Below are 19435 nucleotides of genomic sequence, written 5' to 3'. Positions count from 1 at the left end.
AAGCATAGATATTTCGGTGGTAGTACCATTGTATAATGAGGAAGAGTCGCTACCTGAGCTTACCGCTTGGATAGATCGCGTGATGGTGCAACATGGATTTACTTATGAGGTGATCTTAGTAGATGATGGGAGTACAGATCGCTCTTGGAAAACCATCGTACAGCTAAAAGAATCAAATCCGAAGATTACAGGAATCCGATTCCGGCGTAATTATGGTAAATCGGCTGCCCTCAACGTTGGCTTTGCAGCAGCAGAGGGAGAAGTTGTGATTACGATGGACGCCGATTTGCAGGATAGCCCGGATGAGATTCCAGAACTATACGATCGCATCACCAATCAGCAGGCAGATCTCGTTTCAGGTTGGAAACAGAAACGCCATGATCCGCTTTCAAAAACGATTCCTACCAAATTGTTTAACTCTGTGACACGAAGTATGTCGGGCATACACAATCTGCATGATTTCAATTGTGGATTGAAAGCTTATCGCAAAGATGTAGTCAAAAGCATCGAAGTATATGGGGAAATGCATCGCTATATTCCTGTATTGGCCAAGTGGGCGGGGTTTAGCAAGATTCAAGAACAGGTCGTACAACATTATCCCCGGAAATATGGCACGACCAAGTTTGGTCCAGGTCGCTTTATCAAAGGATTTTTGGATCTCGCATCTATCTTTTTTGTGGGCAAGTTTGCCAAGCGTCCGATGCATTTCTTTGGGCCGATTGGCGTGCTGAGTTTCTTAATTGGCTTCGTGATTACCCTATATCTGATCTTCGATAAATTAGCTAGCATAGCCAATGCCACGCCCTATCGCAATGTGACGGATCAACCATTATTTTACTTGTCTTTAGTGGCGATTATATTGGGTACACAACTTTTCCTGACGGGTTTCATCGCAGAACTGGTATCCCGCAATGGATCCGACCGCAATAAATATCATATCGAGCAAGTTATTTAGATGTTTTTCTCGATCATTATACCGCTCTATAATAGGCCGCAGGAGATTCACGAGCTGTTGCAATCATTGACCGAGCAGCAGTATTCCGATTTCGAAATCATTATCGTAGAAGATGGTTCGCGCATTCAGGCAAAAGATATTGTTCAAGCATTTGCCGATCGCTTAGATGTGCATTACTACCTGACCGAAAATACGGGGCAAGGTTTTGCACGTAATTATGGTTTCGGAAAAGCGAAAGGCGACTTTTTTATCGTATTAGATTCTGACGTCATCGTGCCACCGCAGTACTTGCGACAGGTTGCTGCTGGCATCAAAGCACAGCAGCTCGATGCATTTGGTGGGCCAGATGCGGCGCACGCTTCCTTCTCCGATATGCAAAAAGCGATCAGCTATAGCATGACTTCTCCACTGACGACTGGTGGAATACGTGGAAACAAAAAACATATCGGACCTTTTCATCCGCGCAGTTTCAATATGGGCATTTCGCGTGCTGTATGGGAGCGTACGAAAGGTTTTCGTCTTTCCAGAAGATCGGAAGATATTGAGTTTAGCATCCGAATGATTGCCGAAGGCTTCCAGGTTGGATTAATACCAGAAGCATTTGTATACCACAAAAGACGTACGGATCTATCCCAATTCTTCAGACAAACCTACCTTTTCGGAAAAGGTAGAATAGATATCTACAAAATCTATCCAAAAGAGTTAAAATGGGTCCATGCCTTGCCGGCAGTTTTCGTGGTCGGATTAGTTGTTATAGCGATGCTCACATTGTTGAATGTGTTGACCTATGGAGGTATTACGTTGTTTGTACAAATCGCCTATCTAGGCTATGCCTTCTTATCCCTATATACCATCGCGCTATTTTTCCACGCTTTAAACACGACAAAAGATCTATTAGTTGCACTAAATGCAGTACCAGCCGCTTACGTACAACTGGTAGCCTATGGATCAGGCTTCATCCAAAATTATATGGATAAAATCTGCTTTCAGAAATAAGCTCGGAGCTTGTATCTTAGCAGAATCCTTCTTAACTTGAAGTCGGCAATTTATCTCATTGCCGACCGTCTGTTAACAACTGTTAAGGACGAGCTATTTCGATCAATAGATTTCCTATTTGTCGGTGTGGAGAAGCGAAATTAGCGGTGTACATCACAATAATCGATCAATAATTTGAAAGTTACATTTTTAGGAACAGGTACCTCCCAAGGTGTGCCGATGATCGGTTGCCATTGCTACGTATGCACATCTCCAGATCATAAAGACAAACGTTTACGCTCATCGATCCTAATTTCGTACGGTGGTCGCCAGATTGTGGTGGATACAGGACCCGACTTTCGCGCGCAAATGTTGCGCGAAGAAGTGCCGCGATTAGATGCAGTGCTCATCACACATTCGCACAAAGATCATATCGCTGGATTGGATGACGTGCGCGCATTCAACTATCTCCAACGAGAATCCATTCCTATTTATGGTACAGATGTATCGCATGATGCGCTTCGGCGAGAGTTTTACTATGCTTTTGCAGATCATAAATATCCTGGCGTTCCACAGTTAGAATTAGAAGAGGTTCATGCCGCACAAGCTTTTGATTTATTTGGCAAAGAAGTGATGCCCATCGAGGTGCTGCACTATCGTATGCCCGTTTTGGGCTTCCGTATCGACGATTTTGCTTATATCACCGATGCGAAGACCATATCTGAAGAATCTTACAGTTTATTAGAAGGAGTGGAGGTGTTGGTATTAAATGCGTTGCAACGCGAAGCGCACATTTCTCATCTTACGCTGGCGGAAGCGCTAGAAGTGGTAGATCGGGTACAGCCGAAGCAAACTTATTTTACGCACATCAGTCATCGTTTTGGCCGACATACAGAGATACATGCGGAGTTGCCTCCGCATGTATCTCTAGCTTATGATGGTCTGCAGATTGAAATCTAACAGATAGTATTAATTCAATACCACGGTCGGCGCAGCGGTATTTTCGACCTCATCGTGCTGAGCGAGCATAGTTTTAGAGGTTGTTTTGGTTTTTAAGATGTTGCTACTCGCCATGTAATTTTTATTGTTCGCATAGATGTACATCATAGAACCGCCTTTGATCGTGTTAATGACAGCCGCATTAATTTCGCGCGGAAGCGCTGGACAACCATAAGAGCGCCCCAATCTTCCCATACTCTTTGCTAGATTGACATTGCAGTAATCTGCGCCGTGCATCACAATAGCACGCGCTCTTGCTTGATCATTAATGCCTTTTTCCAAGCCATCAAGGCGCAGGGAATAGCCATTTCCACCTTGATAAGTTTCGGCCGTGACATAAAAACCTAAGGAGCTTTGAAAAGATCCGTGTCTATTTGAAAAATTTGTGGCATAGTTTTCGCCCGTATTACGACCGTGAGCCACCACACTATGATGTAGTAGCTTTTTGTTCTTTAGATCAATAACGTAAAGCCGTTTCTCGGTAGATGGTAATGTAAAATCAATCACCGTGATCAGTTCCTTTTTTGTGCGGTGTTGCATCGATTCATAACCGTACATCGCCTCTTCGAATGCCTGATAGTTCAAGATGCTATCGACATGCAAGCTGTCATATATGGCTCGAATCTGAAAAAATGGATCTGGTTTTGCGATATCAATAGCCGTTATTTTTTCGGCAGGTTGGTCAACATATCTGTCTTTAAAGCTGGCGAATGCAATAAATACTAAACATACTGAAGCCAAAATTCCAAAAAAAATCTTCCTCATAATCCCTACTTCCCTTTTTTGTGAATCCACAAATCTAGTAATAAAGGTGTTACGAAAATGTTAAATTATGTAAAACTATTCGATTACAATAATCAAAGAAGATAGCGTTTTAGTCAAATTGTACACAAATTCTGCGTGAGAAGAAGCATTTCTAACACACATATGGGAGCGAGGTACTGTACCGAGCGACCAACTGTATTCTACAATTTTTCCGTTAGGATTGTTGACCGGTACACCGTGAATATAGCCACCATTACTGAATCTGGTCGCAAATGGCGCATATCCCTGAATGCTTGAAGTGCCATCTTTTAAGAACATCATTTTCTTTTTCTTCTCTTGTACCACATAAACTCCTAAAGGCGTCTCGGTAGAAAATGGCGGTTTGTGCATGCCGCTGGTGGCTGGATTCATACTTAATACTTTCCAAGCTCCTTTATCTGTTTTTTGGAAGGTGGCGATATTTTGGTTTGTTACATCGACTATGGCGACACGATCAAATACAACAGTATCTCCTAAGACTTTGACATAACGATCCGGCACATCGAATTTACCAGGTAGTGAGATGCCCTCTACTTCCATCATATCTGCGGTGGTGTCATTTTTGGTTATAATCACGAGATATCCATCACGACCGTACAATTCTGGTGCGTCATGCTGACCCGCTGCATACAACGGCACACCTTGCCAGCGTTCAGTTCCCAACGAATCGGCCACGCGCTTGTAGGCATTTCGTTTCCAGTTTTTCACTAAAGGTGCTTCCTTATTTTTATTGCGATGATTTTGCAACACGCCGTATTGATGTGGCATGCGTTGGAAATTCTCCACATCCGCCAAGCGTTCTTTGATTTTGTCCCATTGGAATACTCTGGTGGTATCTTCATACGCGTAGCTATCTTCCAAAGTATGTTTATCGTACTCGAGATCTTTTGTCAAGTTGATATCGGCTGCCTTAACAGGTTGTTTGCGTACCTCTTCTTCTGCCGCTTTTATCTGTGCTAGCGAATCGGCGGTTCTTTTTTCCGCATCAGATATTGCCTTTTCCTCTGCCGTTTTATTTTGGCAGGAGAAGATAAGTGTCATCGACATTAAGGCGCAAAATAGTAATCGTATCGTGTAGACGTTTTTAATCATTTTATCCATTTAAAAGAAAGAGAAAAGCCCTATTCACAAAGCGGTAGACGATTTCTCGAGGGAAATATATATTTAGATCAAGAAACAAAAAGCCGACCAATTATTACGTGATATTCGTATATTGTTGCCACAAAATGATCTACTAACGAAAGACAGCTGCATTGGAAGAATTTCTATTGGAATTTAGCGGTTACATTAGATGGCTGATTTACAATGGATTTAACTCCATTTAGCGAGTTTAAAAATAGCAGTTTTATGCGTTAAATTGACGTTAATTTTCGTTTTAACATATAATTTCGCCTCATTTTAACGTTTAGTAGATTGAATTGTAATAAAAACGTTACTTCTTAAGGACATCTATGCTAATAAAGAAAAACAACTGGTTCCAACCACAATGGATTGTCGTACTCTTCAGTGCGATTTTTTTATTGGATAGCTGTACCCACAGCGAGTCCAAAGAAAAAGAAAAAGGGGAGAAAGCCCTTGCTCTGCCCGTGTATGAAGTAAAACGGAGTGACGCCGTCACCGTGAAGACGTACCTAGGTACCATAGAAGGTAAGGTAAACGTCGAAGTAAGGCCGCAAGTAGAAGGCCTATTACAAGAGATCTACATTGACGAAGGTGCATACGTGCAAAAAGGCCAAAAGCTCTTTAAGGTTGATCAATCAGCCTACCAAGAGAGTCTGAATAATATGCTGGCTACGGCTGAAGTAGCCAAAGCGCAATTAAAGAATGCGCAGCTAGAGATTGATCGACTCAAACCCTTAGTCGCCAATGATGTGATTTCCGATGTACGATTATCCGCAGCGCAGTCCGATTACGAGGTGGCACAAGCCACCTTACAACAAGCACAGGCTGCGGTGCGAAGCGCTGAGATCAATAAAGACTTTACACTCATTACGGCGCCTGTGAGCGGCTATATTGGTCGTATTCCAAAACGCATTGGTAACTTGGTTTCCAAAGGTGATAAAGAGCCGCTGACCTTCTTGTCTGATATACAGGAGGTTTATGTTTATTTTGCCATGAATGAATCGGATTTCCTGTATTTCTCTAAAGCGCAAGCGAAGAAGGATAGTATTGCAGGCCGCGAATACAATAGAAACAATAAACTCACCTTTCCAAAGGTGACCTTAATGTTGGCAGATGGCGAAGAATACCCGATTAAAGGTGTTGTAGACGCTGTAAACGGGCAAGTTGATCGTAGTACCGGTGCGATTTCACTACGAGCCACTTTTGCCAATCAAGACAATATACTGCGCTCGGGTAGTAGCGGTACGCTCAAAATTGCCGAAGTCAAAGAAGCTGTTTTGCAAATTCCTCAATTGGCCACCAATGAGTTGCAAGACCGTACGTTTGTCTATGTAGTAAACAGCTCCAACCAAGTACAGCGCCGAAATGTGGTCGTGAGCGGAAAAAGTAAGGACAATTATATTATCTCTGAAGGTGTTGAAGAAGGAGATCGTGTCGTATTGAGTGGCTTTGATAAGCTGACGGACGGTTCGACGATCATCCCGATTCAGAAGTAAGGAGAACGGTTGATTCTCTTGTCCTATTTTTTACATTAAGATCTATCTATGCTGAAAGTATTTGTCGAACGTCCGGTGTTGGCTACGGTGGTATCCATCGTATTAGTCATCCTCGGATTAGTAGGAATGAAATTATTGCCGGTTACACGCTTTCCGGAAATTGCACCACCGAGTGTGGTGGTGTCGTTAAGTTATCCCGGTGCGGATGCGGAAACCGTTGCTAAAAGCGTTTTGCTTCCGATAGAGGAAGCAATCAACGGTGTAGAGGATATGACCTATATCCGATCTACGGCTTCCAATTCTGGAGCTGGAACAGTTACTGTATTCTTCAAAACCGGAACAAATCCAGATGTAGCATCGGTGAACGTGCAGACGCGTATCTCGCGCGCTATCAGCTCGATTCCTGCCGAAGTAAATGAAGCGGGTATTACTACTATGCCGCGGCAGAGTGGTGTAATCATGACGATCAATTTGTACTCCGATCATCGCGATACGGTGTACGACGAAACGTTCTTACAAGCCTATGCACAGATCAATCTGATGCGTCCGCTTTTGCGGGTGGATGGTGTAGCGCAGGTATCTAGATTAGGAGCGCGTGATTATGCGATGCGTCTTTGGTTGAATCCAGAAAAACTCGCCTTATACAATCTCGTGCCGCAGGATGTGACGAAAGCCATCAGCGATCAAAACTTTGAAATGGCACCCGGCAAGTTTGGGGAGACATCCGAGGAAGTATTTGAAACGGTGATACGCCACAAGGGACGATTCTCACAGCCAGAGCAATTCGAAAACATGGTCATCAAGACCAATAACGATGGATCTGTTCTATATCTAAAAGATTTGGCGCGCATTGAGTTTGGCGCAACCAACCTCAATTCAGATAATAAGGTGGATGGTAATCCGGGTCTGACGCTCAACCTCACGCAAACCAGTGGATCCAACGCGCACGACATTGATGTGGCGGTTCGCGAAGTATTAGAGGAGCAAGCGCGCTCTTTCCCCAATGGTATCAAATACGAGATTACCTATTCGGTTCGGGAGCAGATTGATGAATCCATTAGCCAAGTGCAGCATACGCTTTTCGAGGCATTTATCTTAGTATTTATCATTGTATTTATCTTCCTGCAAGATTTACGTTCTACGCTAATCCCAGCGATTGCTATTCCGGTTTCGTTGGTGGGTACATTCTTTTTCTTGCAGATGTTTGGCTTTTCGCTCAATGTACTCACGATGTTTGCACTCGTGCTCGCCATCGGTATCGTCGTGGATGATGCCATTGTGGTTGTGGAGGCCATTCACCAGAAGATGCATAGTACGGGTTTGAAGCCCAAAGCAGCAACGATCCGGACGATGTCAGAGATTACCGGAGCGATTTTGTCCATCACGATGGTGATGGCTGCGGTGTTCTTGCCAGTCGGTTTTATGGAAGGGCCTGCCGGTATTTTCTATCGACAGTTTGCCTATACATTGGCCACCGCCATCTTAATCTCCGCGCTGAACGCGCTGACCTTAAGTCCGGCGCTCTGTGCCTTATTACTCAAAGCACCAAAGCATGAAGACGCCGAAGGCGAACATCCGGTAGTGAGGAAAAAGAAATTTGCCTTGTACCGCGATCGCTTCTTTACAGCTTTCAATACGGCATTCGATCGTTTTACGGAGAAATACATCGGGGCGGTTAAGTTTCTAATCACACATAAAACAGTAGCTTGGGTTGGTTTAGCATTGATCACCGTAATAGGATTAGTGCTGATGTCACGTTCTCCTCAAAGTTTTATTCCTACGGAGGATGATGGATTTATTACCTACAACTTGGCTATGCCTCCAGGTGCTTCACTGGCGCGTACAACAGAAGTGTTGCGCAAAGCAGATAGTATTTTAAGAAAGCGAGAAGATGTGCTGGGGATGACGACTGTTTCTGGTTTCAACGCACTCGACGCGAGCGCCAGTCCGGCATTCGCCGCAGGCTACATCAATATGCATCCGCATGCCAAGCGCCTAGGGATTAAAAAGATCGAAGCATTTATGGATACCATTCGCAAAGATCTTGCTCAGATTCACGAAGCACAATTTACCGTGTTTGCACGGCCAACGGTGCAGGGATTTGGTGACTTTGCCGGTACGGAATTAGTACTACAGGATCGTATGGGTGGCGATATTCGCGACTTCAATATGATCGCAGATACGTTTATCAATCAGCTTAATACCTTGCCGGAGATCGACAATGCCTACACCACCTTTAAATCCAACTTTCCTCAGTACGAAGTGAACATCGATGTGGTGAAAGCAAAATCTTTGGGTGTAGATGTGCGCGATTTGATGTCGACCATTCGATCGTATTATGCGCGTGTGCAGGCTGGAGATTTTAGTCGATTCGGCAGACAGTATCGCGTATATATCCAATCAGATTTCGATTATCGGAAAGATCCTGAATCCTTCAATTCGATCTTTGTGCGCAACAAAGCCGGCGAGATGGTGCCGATCAATACCTTGCTCACATTAGAGAAAGAAGTTGGCCCAGAGACAATCACTCGCTACAATTTGTACAATGCGATTGCTGTCAATGCGACGCCTGCGCCAGGCTACAGCTCGGGTGACGTGATGGAAGCGATCGAAACTTTGGCCGATGCAGAATTACCGGGTAACTATGGTTTCGAATGGACAGGGATGAGCTTTGAAGAAAGTCAATCTGGCGGTCAGATGGTTTTGATCTTTGCGCTGAGTATTCTCTTCGTTTACTTTTTATTGTCTGCGCAGTATGAAAGCTATATTCTACCATTCGCTGTGCTACTTTCCATTCCCGTAGGTTTGGTCGGCGTATACGCTACCATTGGTTTAGTGGGCTTGCAAAACAATATCTATGTGCAGGTTGGATTGATTATGTTGATCGGTTTGCTGGCGAAGAATGCCATTTTGATTATCGAGTTTGCCGTGCAGGAACGGGATAAGGGGTTGACGATTGTGGATGCCGCCATTATGGGTGCGCGTTTGCGACTTCGCCCGATTCTAATGACGAGTTTGGCTTTTGTAGCCGGTTTGGTGCCGTTGATGTGGTCGGTTGGCCCGTCTGCGATTGGTAATCATTCCATCAGTTTTAGTGCCGCCGGCGGCATGCTCTCTGGTGTAGCCTTTGGTATTTTTGTGATCCCGATGCTATTTATTGTCTTCAAGACATTGGACGAAAAAATGAGGGATAAATTTAAAGAGGAGGAGGACTAAATTATGCGTAGCAAGTTTTTATTTGGTTTCTTCGGTCTAACCTTATGGATATTCTTTGGTATACAAGGATGCAAGGTCGGGAAGAAATATGTACAACCTGAGTTAGATCTGCCAGAAACCTATCGTGGCGACACGATCGCTTACTTTGCAGACACCATCAGCATTGGACGAATTGATTGGCGTACGTTTTTTCAGGATACCATCTTGAAGGATCTGATCGATTCGGCTTTGGTGAACAATAACGATATGCGGACGGCTTTGCTCAATATCGAAATCGCCGATCAGCAAGTACGTCAGAACCGGGCGAACTTTTTGCCTTCGGCAGAAGCGCGCATCGCTAGTGCCAATCGGCAATGGCGTTCACGGGATTTCATTTCGGCACCGCCTTCCAAGTATTATGGTGATGGCGGTCGGGAGTTGCCCGAGAACATGTACGTATTGCTTTCACAATTTGGTACTGATATCAGCTTCAGTTGGGAGTTGGATATCTGGGGCAAAATCCGCAATCGCCAAGATATGGTGGTGGCCGATTATCTAGAAACGCATGAAGCCCGCAAAGCGGTACAAACTGATTTGATTGCGCGCGTGGCCATGGGATATTTCAATTTGCTGATGCTGGATGCGAAGATTGAAGTGGCTAAACGAAATGTACAACTTAATGATAGTACATTGCAGATTATCAAGCTACAATACGAAGCCGGAGAGATCACCGCATTAGCGATTCAACAAACGGAGTCGCAGCGATTATTAGCCGCTTCGCTGGTGCCAGAATTGGAACAGGAGATCGCCTTGCAAGAAAACGCCTTGCGTGTGCTAGCGGGTGAGATGCCTGCTCGTATTGGACGCGGTAATAGCTTTAATGAGCTGTTAGACGATGCTAATGATATCTCGTTGGGAACTCCGGTCGAGGTAATCCGCAATCGACCCGATATTCGTAGCGCCGAGTTGCAATTGATCTCTGCTAATGCCAATGCTAATGTGCAACAAGCGATGCGCTATCCAGCGCTTACGATTGGCGGTACATTGGGAGTGAATGCGATGTTGCCCAAAAATTGGTTTAATATTCCTGGCGCTTTACTCGGCGGCATTGCAGGCGATATCACAGCACCTATCTTCCAAAATAGACAGCTCAAAACGCAATATGAAATCGCGCGATTGGAGCGAGATCAGGCTGAAATTGGTTTGCAGCAAAAAGTGCTAGAAGCCGTTGGTGAAGTTTCGGATGCCGTGATTACGGTAGGTAAGCAGCGTGAGCAATTGGAATTTGCGGAGCAGCGCGTTAGCAATTCGGCTTTAGCGGTGCGCAATGCAGGTTTGTTATTCAAAAGTGGTTATGCTTCCTATTTAGAAGTAATCACTGCCCAGAGCAACGCGCTGGACAGTGATTTGGCTTTGGTAGAATTGCGTCAGCAATACTTAGCCTCTTATATTGATTTATATCGCTCCCTTGGCGGAGGTTGGCGATAAGCGTTTAACGAGTTGCGGTAGCTCGGGGTGCCATCGGCAATCCTGCAGCTTCCGCAATTTTGCGTGGAATATCGATGTTGTCCATCTTTTGGTGGAATAGATCTGCGCCTTGTCCAATCGCGTAGATTGGGATATATGCCGCCGAGTGATTGCCAGATGCCCACGAAATGCTAGCTGCTCTATTCAATGCTTTCACTGCTAATGCCGCAATACGATCGTCGATCGCGTATAGACTTTTCTCAGTTTCACTCTGGTGTTGCACAAAGCTGCGGTTGTAGGCTTCTTTGATCTCATTTTCTTCCGTTTCACTGACTTTTACCGACTTCCACAATCCTGTGTTTTCTTCCAACAATTGCTTTACGACATCCCAAGAAGCATTCGGGGTAGATTTGCGCAAATCAGAAATCTTGGTGCTGAGTACACCTTGCGATACTTTCTGATGCTGGATGCGGCCAAGTTGCAAGGTCGAGCTTCCATTGCCCAATACCATACCACCCGTTTCATGATCGGCGGTTACCAAGATCAAAGTTTCTTCGGGATGTTGCTCATAAAAACGGAAAGCCTCGGCTACTGCTGCGTCAAAATCCTTCGTTTCTTGGATCGCTGTAGCGCCATCATTGCTATGGCAAGCCCAATCAATTTTGCCGCCTTCCACCATGAGGAAGAATCCTTTGTCGTTATCTTTTTGCAAAGTCTGAATGGCCGATGCCGTGATTTGTTGCAAGGTCAATTCTTCTGGTGTACGATCTATCGCATACGTGAGCGCATCAGCAGGAGTGCCTTTGTCGGCCATCAAAATCACCTTATCGGCCGATTTTGCGATCTTATTATACTCTTTCAATCCATAAGCCAGCGTATAGCCCGCTTTTTCAAATTGTGGGAACAGGGAAGGAGCAGCTTCTTTCTTGTACGTTTTTTCAGGACTAAGGAAGCCGGCTCCGCCGAAGAAATCAAACCCAGACTTAATTAAATCCTGACCAATCTCGTAATACATATTGCGGTCTGCTTGGTTCGCGTAAAAGGAGGCCGGCGTCGCGTGGTCGATACTTACACTCGTGGTGATTCCTACTTTCATACCTTGCTCTTTAGCAAAGTAAGCAATGCTTTTGTACGTTTCTGTACGGCTAGAATCCATACCGATCACCCCATTTTTGGTTTTGTGGCCTACGGCCAATGCTGTACCCGCCGCAGCAGAATCCGTCACACCATGCGATAAAGAAAAGGAAGTGGCGAAAGTGCTAAACGGAAATTTGGTGAAAGTCAGTGGAAATACGGTATTGCGGTTTTCCAAAGCTGCCTGATAGGATTCAGCAATATGTACTTGGTTCAATCCCATGCCATCTCCAATCATATAGAAGATATATTTGGGCTTATTTTGCGCAAATGATGCGCTAATTTGCAGGACAAATAATAAAATAACGTAAAAAATCTGTTTTCTCATGGGTTGCTTTTTTTGCAAAGATATGCGCTTCATGTTAAGGCACTGTTACTATTTGAGGTTAATACATTGGTAATTGATAAGTAATATACGAATTGCACTGCAAAGTATGTCCTGCGACCTGCGATTCGATAGCGGTTTAATCGTTCGAGTATTGCCTCGGATTACGTACCTTTACCAGATTATCAAATGCAGCAAATATAAAGTATGAAGATAGGCGTAATTGGTAGCGGAAGTTGGGCAACAGCCATGATCAAAATGCTTTCCGACAACAAACAGCCAAAGCAAGTTTACTGGTGGGTCCGCAAAGAAGAAGATGTCGCCCACATTCGTGCATACAAACATAATCCGAGCTACCTCAGCTCGGTAGAAGTGGATTTCGCAGACGAATTCGTCACTTCCAATCTCCGCGAAGTCGTCGCACAATCTGATATTATTATCCTTAACACACCAGCAGCTTACCTAAAAGCGGTGTTAGCACCATTATCAGCAGTGGATTTTGAAGGAAAAGTAGTGGTTTCTGCTATCAAAGGCATTGTACCCGACGAAAATATGGTCGTAGGCGATTACCTGCCCTATGCTTACCAAGTTCCTTTGGAGCAAATTGTCGTCGTAGGCGGACCTTGTCATGCGGAGGAAGTTTCTTCCGAGCGATTGTCTTACTTGACCATTGCTTCGCGTACGGTGGATCACGCCAAGACGGTGGCCAGTTTGCTAGAAACGCGTTATATCAAGACCATCATTTCCTCCGATATTATCGGTATTGAATATGCGGCAGTATTAAAAAATATCTTTGCCTTAGCCGGAGGTATTTGTCATGGATTAGGTTTTGGCGACAATTTTCAAGCGGTATTGATATCCAATGCGATACGTGAAATCGATTATTTTGTGAAAGCGCTCGACCCGAGTGATCGTGATATTAACCATTCGGCCTATTTAGGAGATTTATTAGTAACTGCTTATTCACAATATAGTCGCAATCGCACTTTTGGTGCGATGATTGGTAAAGGATATAGTGTGAAATCTGCGCAAGTGGAGATGAATATGGTTGCCGAAGGCTATTATGCTTCGGCTTGTATCCAATCCATTATCAAGAAGAATAAACTGCACATGCCCATCTGTGATACGGTATATCAAATATTGTATCAAGGAGCACAGCCTATGCAGGAGATCAAAAAATTAGCAGATTCCCTTACTTAATGAAAAACATGACGAGAGAACACATCGCAAATACCTATAAACAAATTCAACAAGAAATCACCGATGCTTTAGAGCAATTGGATGGCGGCGCTCGGTTTGTAGAAGAAAACTGGCAACGTGATGGAGGTGGTGGAGGGCGCACACGTGTGATTCAGCATGGTGCTATCTTCGAGAAAGGTGGTGTAAACTTCTCTGAAGTGCATGGTAAATTGCCCGAACCCATTCGTAAATCTTTCGGTGTGGAAGAAGATGAGTTCTTTGCGACGGGTGTGTCTATTGTAATTCATCCTAATAATCCTTGGGTACCCATTATTCATATGAACATACGCTATTTTGAGTTGAATGATCAGGTGAAATGGTTTGGCGGAGGCATCGATCTCACGCCGCATTATGTTGATCAAGAAGAGGCCCAATATTTTCACCAAAGCTTGAAAGATGTTTGTGATAAGCACCATCCGGAGTTTTATGCGAAGTACAAGGCTTGGGCGGATCGCTATTTTTATATCAAGCACCGACAGGAAACACGTGGAATTGGCGGCATATTTTACGATAAAATCACGCCACAGAATACAGAATTGAGTTACGAAGAAATCTTTGATTTTTCTTGTGATTTAGGCCGTTTATTCCCCAAAGTATACAGCGGATTGGTCAATAAATCGCGGCACAAAACATTCACCGAACAGGAAAAAAACTGGCAATTATTGCGTCGCGGTCGTTATGTAGAATTTAATCTAGTGTATGATTCGGGCACCAAATTTGGTTTGGAGACCAATGGGCGCATAGAGTCCATATTGATGAGCTTACCAGAACAGGCCAATTGGTTTTATAACTACCAAGCGGAGCCAGGTTCTCGTGAAGAACAAACACTTTCGTTACTCAAGCAAGATATTGCGTGGGTATAATCATTTCAATATTTAGATGGTAAATTATAAAAAGTTTGTGTTAGCAAACGGACTTCGTGTATTGGTGCATGAAGATCATACCACGCCGATGGCCTGTGTAAATGTTTTGTACGATGTAGGTGCTCGCGATGAGGATCCCGAACGTACGGGTTTTGCGCATTTGTTCGAGCATCTGATGTTTGGCGGTTCAGTCAACATTCCCAATTATGATGAAGTTTTGCAACAAGTGGGTGGCGAGAACAATGCCTTTACCAGTAATGATATCACCAATTACTATATCACGCTTCCTGCAGTCAACCTAGAAACGGCGCTATGGCTGGAAAGTGATCGGATGCTGAGTTTGGCCTTTAGCGAGCAAAGTTTGGAAGTGCAAAGACAAGTGGTTATCGAAGAATTTAAGCAACGCTATCTGAATCAACCCTATGGCGATGTGTGGTTGAAACTGCGGCCTCTTGCCTATAAAGCACACCCATATCGTTGGGCTACGATTGGTAAAAACATCGAGCACATCGAACAAGCAACGATGGATGAAGTGAAGCAGTTCTTTGCGACATTTTACCATCCTTCCAATGCTATTATGGTGATAGCAGGAGATGTAAAAGTCGAGGAGGTCAAAGCGCTGGTTGAAAAATGGTTTGCTACGATCCCGGATCATCCTGTGAAAAAAAGATCTTTGCCACAGGAGTCGCCCCAGCAAGCTGCTCGGCGTGAATCGGTCGAAGCAGATGTACCTGTCGATAGTATATATATTGCATTTCATGGGCCGGATCGGCATCATGATGATTATTATACACTAGATTTAGTTTCTGATCTGCTTTCGCGCGGAAGCTCGTCTCGCTTGTACCGTGCTTTGGTAAAAGAACAGCAATTGTTTGTCGATGTGAATGCATACTTGATGGGAAGTGTAGATACTAATTTATTTGTCGTAGAAGGTAAGCCTTCGGAAGGTATTAATTTAGCCCAGGCAGAGGAAGCGCTTTGGGAGCAACTGGATCAATTGAAGACGGAATTGGTTGCTGGAAAGGAGCTAGATAAAGTCAAAAATAAAGTAGAATCGACCATGGTCTTTGCAGAACTTTCTGTCTTGGACAAAGCGATGAATCTAGCCTATTTTGAGTTGTTGGGCGATGCGAATGCATACAATACCGAAGTCGCAAAATATGCCGCTATCACCAACTCGGATATTCAGCGAGTCTCAGCCGAAATTTTTAGGGCAGAGAACTCATCTACCTTAATTTACCACGCAAAAAATCAGGAATCACATGTTGAATAGAGCACAAGCACCGCAGTCGCACGATATTCAGGGGATGACGTTGGTTCATCCAGAACATATGGTATTGGATAATGGCTTGCCTGTTTACATATTTAGATCGCAAGACCAACCTTTGGTGAAGGCCGAATTTGTATTTAAAAACAAATTTGGTGCAAAATCAGAAGATCCATTGCGTAATACCGCGTTAAGCGCCTTGATGAAAGAGGGGACGAGCCGTATGACTTGCGCACAGATTGCAGAAACGGTGGATTACTACGGCGCATTTCTAATGCCCGAGTTTAGTTTTGATCACACCTCATACACACTGTATACGCTTAATAAATACGTGCCGCAAATATTTCCTTTGGTTTATGATATTTTGGTAGATGCACAATTACCAGATCATGAACTAGATAATTTCAAACGTACTAATCGTCAAAGTCTACAGATCTCTTTGGAGAAAAATGATTTTGTTGCCAAGCAATTATTCTATAAAACCTTGTTTGGTCGTAATAGATATGGCGCTGTGGTGACTGATGAGGGGTTGTCAGCATTGAATCGTGGAGAGCTAGCGGAATTATATACGCAGCAAATCCAACCGGAGAATTGCACCTTATTCTTATCGGGAAATATTACGGCTGATGTGATTCGAGAAGTGTCCGACTATTGCGGCAGCAAATGGAAAAATACGACAGCTTCTAAATCGGTAGAAAGTGAGATTCATATTTCTAGTGCGTACCACACGGAATTGCAATTTCAAGAGCGTGCCGATGCGGTGCAATCGTCGATTCGTATAGGCAGACAAAGTTTGCGCCGCACCGATGCAGATTTTCCAGCCATACAGTTTGTGAATACCTTGTTTGGAGGATATTTCGGATCTCGATTGATGCGCAATATTCGAGAGGATAAAGGATATACTTATGGAATCGGTTCGTCGGCAGTGACCTTTGAGCATACTGGTATGCTTGTCATTTCGACACAAGTAGGCACCGATGTGACTACGGCAACGTTGCAAGAGATTCAAAAAGAAATGAACTTACTACAAACAGAGCTTGTCGATGCGGCAGAAATCAAATTAGTGAAGAATTATATGCTGGGCGCCATGCTGGGAAGTTTAGAATCTATATTCTCGCACGCAGACAAATTTAAGGCGGTACATTTGTCTGGCTTGGATCTGAGCTATTACGCCTATTACACGAAGGTATTACACGATATGGATGCCGAACAGGTGCAAACGATGGCACAAAAATACTTGCAATACGAGGATATGGTGAAGGTGGTGGTTGGGAAGATGTAAAGATTCCCAATTGTATACCATGTCACATAAAAAAAGGAAAGATTATTTAATCTTTCCTTTTTTTATGTGACAATTACGATCTCTGATCGTAAAGATTAGTTTGCGCTTTTAGATAATTGATCTAAGACCGCGTTGTTTTTTGAGATTTGGTCTTTGTCAGACATTTTGCTTTTAGAACCTAACTCGATGTTACGACCTAATTTCAAGAACTGAACTTCAACACGAGAAACAGTTTTGTTTCTTCTATCTTTTCTTTTTAAACGAGTAACTCCCATTTTGTGCTTAATTTAATTTTTTACCTTTTGTTATTTAAGTACGAGGTCGGAAGCGGATTCGAACCGCTGTAGGAGGTTTTGCAGACCTCAGCCTAGCCACTCGGCCATCCGACCATTGCCCTTTCGGCTTGCAAAAATATACTTTTACTTTGATATAATAAAGTTTTTTTTGAATCTGCTTGCTAAATATATTGCTTTCTTACCTATAGATCCCATGCCATTATCTATAGTTCAATAGCGGTCATGATGATATTTTATTTGATGCATTGTCGGTACTGCGTCATATCAATTCGATGGTGGTGTTATTAAAGTGTTGAATAACTGTGTTTTGAATTCACCATGCATGTCGAGATCCGTTTTTGGTCTGAACTTTGCAATGTACCCAAGTATGAGGCGCTAGATAATAAGTCTGCGTCCAAAACTTAAAGAATAAAGTGATGAAAAAAGTTTTACTATCATTCGGTGTAGCTATGTTATTAGCTGGTGCTGCACAAGCACAGGTTTCTTATGGATTGCGCGCAGGTGTGAACTTAGGAAAGATTTCAAATCTTGGAGACAATCAATCAAACAATACCTCATTCAACGTAACGGGTTATGCGGATCTTCCGGTAGCACCAAATTTCTCCATCCAACCTGGATTATCATTGCAGGGTAAGGGTACAAAATTTGATACTGGAAACGAAACCACAGGTCTGACGACAACACGTAATACGATGTCATTAGAAATTCCTGTAAATGCGGTTTACTATATCCCTACAGGATATTCTGGAAGTATTTTCTTAGGAGCTGGTCCGTATGTTGGTCTAAATCTAAGTGGTAAAGACAAAATTTCTGCCAGAGTAGGCGGTAATGAGGGTTCTGTTGACAGAGACATCAACTTTAGCGGAGACGATAAGAATATGAACAGACTAGATGCCGGTGTCAACTTTTTGGCAGGCTACCGTTTAAGCAGCGGGTTTTTAATCAATGCTGGATACGGTCTAGGTCTGACCAATATGATTCCGAACAATAGCAATACGACTGCTGCCAACCGCGTTTGGTCGTTCGGAGTTGGTTTCCAATTCTAAGGAAAGAATCGAGTAGATATCTTTTGTTACGATAAAATTTATGCAGTAAAAAGGCGAGCGCGAGCTCGCCTTTTTTGTGTTGTATCATCATTATGAAGCGGAGGATTCTGAGGTCATCTAAAAGTAAATTTCACTTAACTTAAACGTTTCCTTCAGTCGGATGCCTTTTTCCGTGTGTTGCAGGGTGCAACATTCGTGTTCTGGATCATGCTCTAAATAGAGGATGTATTCATTATCCACGATTTCTTGCCAATAATCTTTCCGTTCATCCATGGTCACTAACGGTCGCACATCATAACTCATGACATATGGAATCGGAATGTGACCAACCGATGGTAATAAATCGGCCATATACAAGATGGTTTTGCCTTTGTACTGAATCTGCGGCAGCATCATTGCCTCGGTGTGGCCATTCGCGTAGCGAATACCAACTTTTTCGTTGAATGATTGGCCTTCGGCCAAGAAATTAAGCTGACCGGATTCCTGAATCGGCAAGATGTTTTCTTTTAGAAACGAAGCTCTCTCCCTCGGATTTGGATCTACAGTGGCCCAATCCCAGTGCTTTTCATTGGACCAGTATTTCGCATTTTTAAAGGCTGGAATCAATTGTTCATTTTCTCGCTTGATCGCGCCACCACAATGATCAAAGTGCAGATGTGTCAAGATGATATCGGTAATATCATCGCGATGGAAGCCGTGTTTTGCCAATGAAGAATCCAAGGTGGCGTCTCCATGCAAATCATAATGTCCAAAAAACTTCGCATCTTGCTTATCGCCCAATCCGGTATCGATGAGCGTGAGTTGGTTTCCATCTTCCATCAGGAGCAAGCGCGTTGCCCAAGTGCACAGATTTTTAGCATCGGGTGGATTGGTGCGCGACCACAAGGATTTGGGAACGACGCCAAACATAGCGCCGCCATCCAGTTTGAAAAATCCGGTATCGATGGTATATAAGTTCATAACTCTACGT

General features: G+C 43.7%; 16 protein-coding genes and 1 tRNA gene. 11 read left to right on the top strand and 6 right to left on the bottom strand.

The window, feature by feature from the left end; all coding sequences use genetic code 11:
• Window positions 1-4 precede the first annotated feature (4 nt).
• The 3 genes from GKO22_RS09290 (at window position 5) to GKO22_RS09280 (ending at window position 2890) form a co-directional block, all read left to right on the top strand.
• Complete coding sequence (locus GKO22_RS09290) at window positions 5-955, top strand: glycosyltransferase family 2 protein (RefSeq protein WP_166334902.1); 951 nt, start codon at window positions 5-7, stop codon at window positions 953-955.
• Complete coding sequence (locus GKO22_RS09285) at window positions 956-1951, top strand: glycosyltransferase (protein ID WP_166334386.1); 996 nt, start codon at window positions 956-958, stop codon at window positions 1949-1951.
• Between the two features lie 174 nt (window positions 1952-2125).
• The gene (locus GKO22_RS09280) at window positions 2126-2890 is read left to right on the top strand and encodes an MBL fold metallo-hydrolase (protein ID WP_166334384.1); all 765 of its coding nucleotides are present in this window, start codon (window positions 2126-2128) and stop codon (window positions 2888-2890) included.
• A 9-nt stretch (window positions 2891-2899) separates the two neighbouring features.
• Here GKO22_RS09280 and GKO22_RS09275 read toward each other — a convergent pair whose 3' ends face one another.
• Together GKO22_RS09275 and GKO22_RS09270 are read right to left on the bottom strand one after the other, a co-directional pair.
• Entirely contained in the window at window positions 2900-3694 is a 795-nt protein-coding gene (locus tag GKO22_RS09275; protein WP_166334382.1) for a murein L,D-transpeptidase catalytic domain family protein, read from the bottom strand.
• 75 nt (window positions 3695-3769) lie between these two features.
• Entirely contained in the window at window positions 3770-4825 is a 1056-nt protein-coding gene (locus GKO22_RS09270; protein ID WP_240920234.1) for a L,D-transpeptidase, read from the bottom strand.
• A 359-nt stretch (window positions 4826-5184) separates the two neighbouring features.
• Here GKO22_RS09270 and GKO22_RS09265 point away from each other — a divergent pair, with 359 nt between their 5' ends.
• Genes GKO22_RS09265 through GKO22_RS09255 form a run of 3 tightly spaced genes read left to right on the top strand, consistent with a single transcriptional unit; the run spans window position 5185 to window position 11034 of the window.
• Window positions 5185-6351: an efflux RND transporter periplasmic adaptor subunit gene (locus GKO22_RS09265; protein ID WP_166334380.1), complete on the top strand. Its 1167-nt coding sequence runs from the start codon at window positions 5185-5187 to the stop codon at window positions 6349-6351.
• 48 nt (window positions 6352-6399) lie between these two features.
• Window positions 6400-9567 (top strand): efflux RND transporter permease subunit, encoded by a 3168-nt coding sequence (locus tag GKO22_RS09260; RefSeq protein WP_166334378.1) that lies wholly within the window; start codon window positions 6400-6402, stop codon window positions 9565-9567.
• A 3-nt stretch (window positions 9568-9570) separates the two neighbouring features.
• The gene (locus GKO22_RS09255) at window positions 9571-11034 is read left to right on the top strand and encodes an efflux transporter outer membrane subunit (protein ID WP_166334376.1); all 1464 of its coding nucleotides are present in this window, start codon (window positions 9571-9573) and stop codon (window positions 11032-11034) included.
• Window positions 11035-11038: 4 nt separating this feature from the next.
• Here GKO22_RS09255 and GKO22_RS09250 read toward each other — a convergent pair whose 3' ends face one another.
• Window positions 11039-12475, bottom strand: a complete 1437-nt coding sequence (locus GKO22_RS09250; RefSeq protein WP_166334374.1) for an alkaline phosphatase — start codon at window positions 12473-12475, stop codon at window positions 11039-11041.
• Window positions 12476-12679: 204 nt separating this feature from the next.
• On the opposite strand from GKO22_RS09250, the gene GKO22_RS09245 reads away from it, so the two are divergent.
• From GKO22_RS09245 to GKO22_RS09230, 4 genes are read left to right on the top strand one after another with little or no spacing between them, the layout of a single operon-like run.
• Entirely contained in the window at window positions 12680-13672 is a 993-nt protein-coding gene (locus GKO22_RS09245; RefSeq protein WP_166334372.1) for an NAD(P)H-dependent glycerol-3-phosphate dehydrogenase, read from the top strand.
• 8 nt (window positions 13673-13680) lie between these two features.
• Window positions 13681-14574, top strand: a complete 894-nt coding sequence (gene hemF, locus GKO22_RS09240; protein WP_166334371.1) for an oxygen-dependent coproporphyrinogen oxidase — start codon at window positions 13681-13683, stop codon at window positions 14572-14574.
• Window positions 14575-14590: 16 nt separating this feature from the next.
• A complete protein-coding gene (locus GKO22_RS09235; protein ID WP_166334369.1) occupies window positions 14591-15847 on the top strand; it encodes a M16 family metallopeptidase in 1257 nt (418 codons plus the stop codon).
• Complete coding sequence (locus GKO22_RS09230; RefSeq protein WP_166334367.1) at window positions 15837-17123, top strand: M16 family metallopeptidase; 1287 nt, start codon at window positions 15837-15839, stop codon at window positions 17121-17123. Before GKO22_RS09235 ends, GKO22_RS09230 begins: the two co-directional genes overlap by 11 nt.
• A gap of 95 nt (window positions 17124-17218) precedes the next feature.
• On the opposite strand, the gene GKO22_RS16665 is transcribed toward GKO22_RS09230, so the two are convergent.
• Together GKO22_RS16665 and GKO22_RS09220 are read right to left on the bottom strand one after the other, a co-directional pair.
• Window positions 17219-17398, bottom strand: a complete 180-nt coding sequence (locus tag GKO22_RS16665) for a spore protein (protein ID WP_166334365.1) — start codon at window positions 17396-17398, stop codon at window positions 17219-17221.
• Between the two features lie 43 nt (window positions 17399-17441).
• Window positions 17442-17512 (bottom strand) — tRNA-Cys (locus GKO22_RS09220).
• Window positions 17513-17835: 323 nt separating this feature from the next.
• On the opposite strand from GKO22_RS09220, the gene GKO22_RS09215 reads away from it, so the two are divergent.
• The gene (locus GKO22_RS09215; protein ID WP_166334363.1) at window positions 17836-18465 is read left to right on the top strand and encodes a porin family protein; all 630 of its coding nucleotides are present in this window, start codon (window positions 17836-17838) and stop codon (window positions 18463-18465) included.
• A gap of 117 nt (window positions 18466-18582) precedes the next feature.
• Here GKO22_RS09215 and GKO22_RS09210 read toward each other — a convergent pair whose 3' ends face one another.
• A complete protein-coding gene (locus GKO22_RS09210; RefSeq protein WP_166334361.1) occupies window positions 18583-19425 on the bottom strand; it encodes an MBL fold metallo-hydrolase in 843 nt (280 codons plus the stop codon).
• Window positions 19426-19435: the final 10 nt, after the last annotated feature.

Source organism: Sphingobacterium chungjuense, assembly GCF_011316935.1.
Taxonomy (GTDB): domain Bacteria; phylum Bacteroidota; class Bacteroidia; order Sphingobacteriales; family Sphingobacteriaceae; genus Sphingobacterium; species Sphingobacterium chungjuense.
This window is presented reverse-complemented; position numbering and strand designations above follow the sequence as displayed.

Coding starts and splice junctions, on each gene's coding strand:
- GKO22_RS09285 (WP_166334386.1), top strand. CDS start 956: ATGTTTTTCTCGATCATTATACCGCTCTATAATAGGCCGCAGGAGATT.
- GKO22_RS09275 (WP_166334382.1), bottom strand. CDS start 3,694: ATGAGGAAGATTTTTTTTGGAATTTTGGCTTCAGTATGTTTAGTATTT.
- GKO22_RS09270 (WP_240920234.1), bottom strand. CDS start 4,825: ATGATTAAAAACGTCTACACGATACGATTACTATTTTGCGCCTTAATG.
- GKO22_RS09265 (WP_166334380.1), top strand. CDS start 5,185: ATGCTAATAAAGAAAAACAACTGGTTCCAACCACAATGGATTGTCGTA.
- GKO22_RS09260 (WP_166334378.1), top strand. CDS start 6,400: ATGCTGAAAGTATTTGTCGAACGTCCGGTGTTGGCTACGGTGGTATCC.
- GKO22_RS09255 (WP_166334376.1), top strand. CDS start 9,571: ATGCGTAGCAAGTTTTTATTTGGTTTCTTCGGTCTAACCTTATGGATA.
- GKO22_RS09250 (WP_166334374.1), bottom strand. CDS start 12,475: ATGAGAAAACAGATTTTTTACGTTATTTTATTATTTGTCCTGCAAATT.
- GKO22_RS09245 (WP_166334372.1), top strand. CDS start 12,680: ATGAAGATAGGCGTAATTGGTAGCGGAAGTTGGGCAACAGCCATGATC.
- hemF (WP_166334371.1), top strand. CDS start 13,681: ATGACGAGAGAACACATCGCAAATACCTATAAACAAATTCAACAAGAA.
- GKO22_RS09235 (WP_166334369.1), top strand. CDS start 14,591: ATGGTAAATTATAAAAAGTTTGTGTTAGCAAACGGACTTCGTGTATTG.
- GKO22_RS09230 (WP_166334367.1), top strand. CDS start 15,837: ATGTTGAATAGAGCACAAGCACCGCAGTCGCACGATATTCAGGGGATG.
- GKO22_RS16665 (WP_166334365.1), bottom strand. CDS start 17,398: ATGGGAGTTACTCGTTTAAAAAGAAAAGATAGAAGAAACAAAACTGTT.
- GKO22_RS09215 (WP_166334363.1), top strand. CDS start 17,836: ATGAAAAAAGTTTTACTATCATTCGGTGTAGCTATGTTATTAGCTGGT.
- GKO22_RS09210 (WP_166334361.1), bottom strand. CDS start 19,425: ATGAACTTATATACCATCGATACCGGATTTTTCAAACTGGATGGCGGC.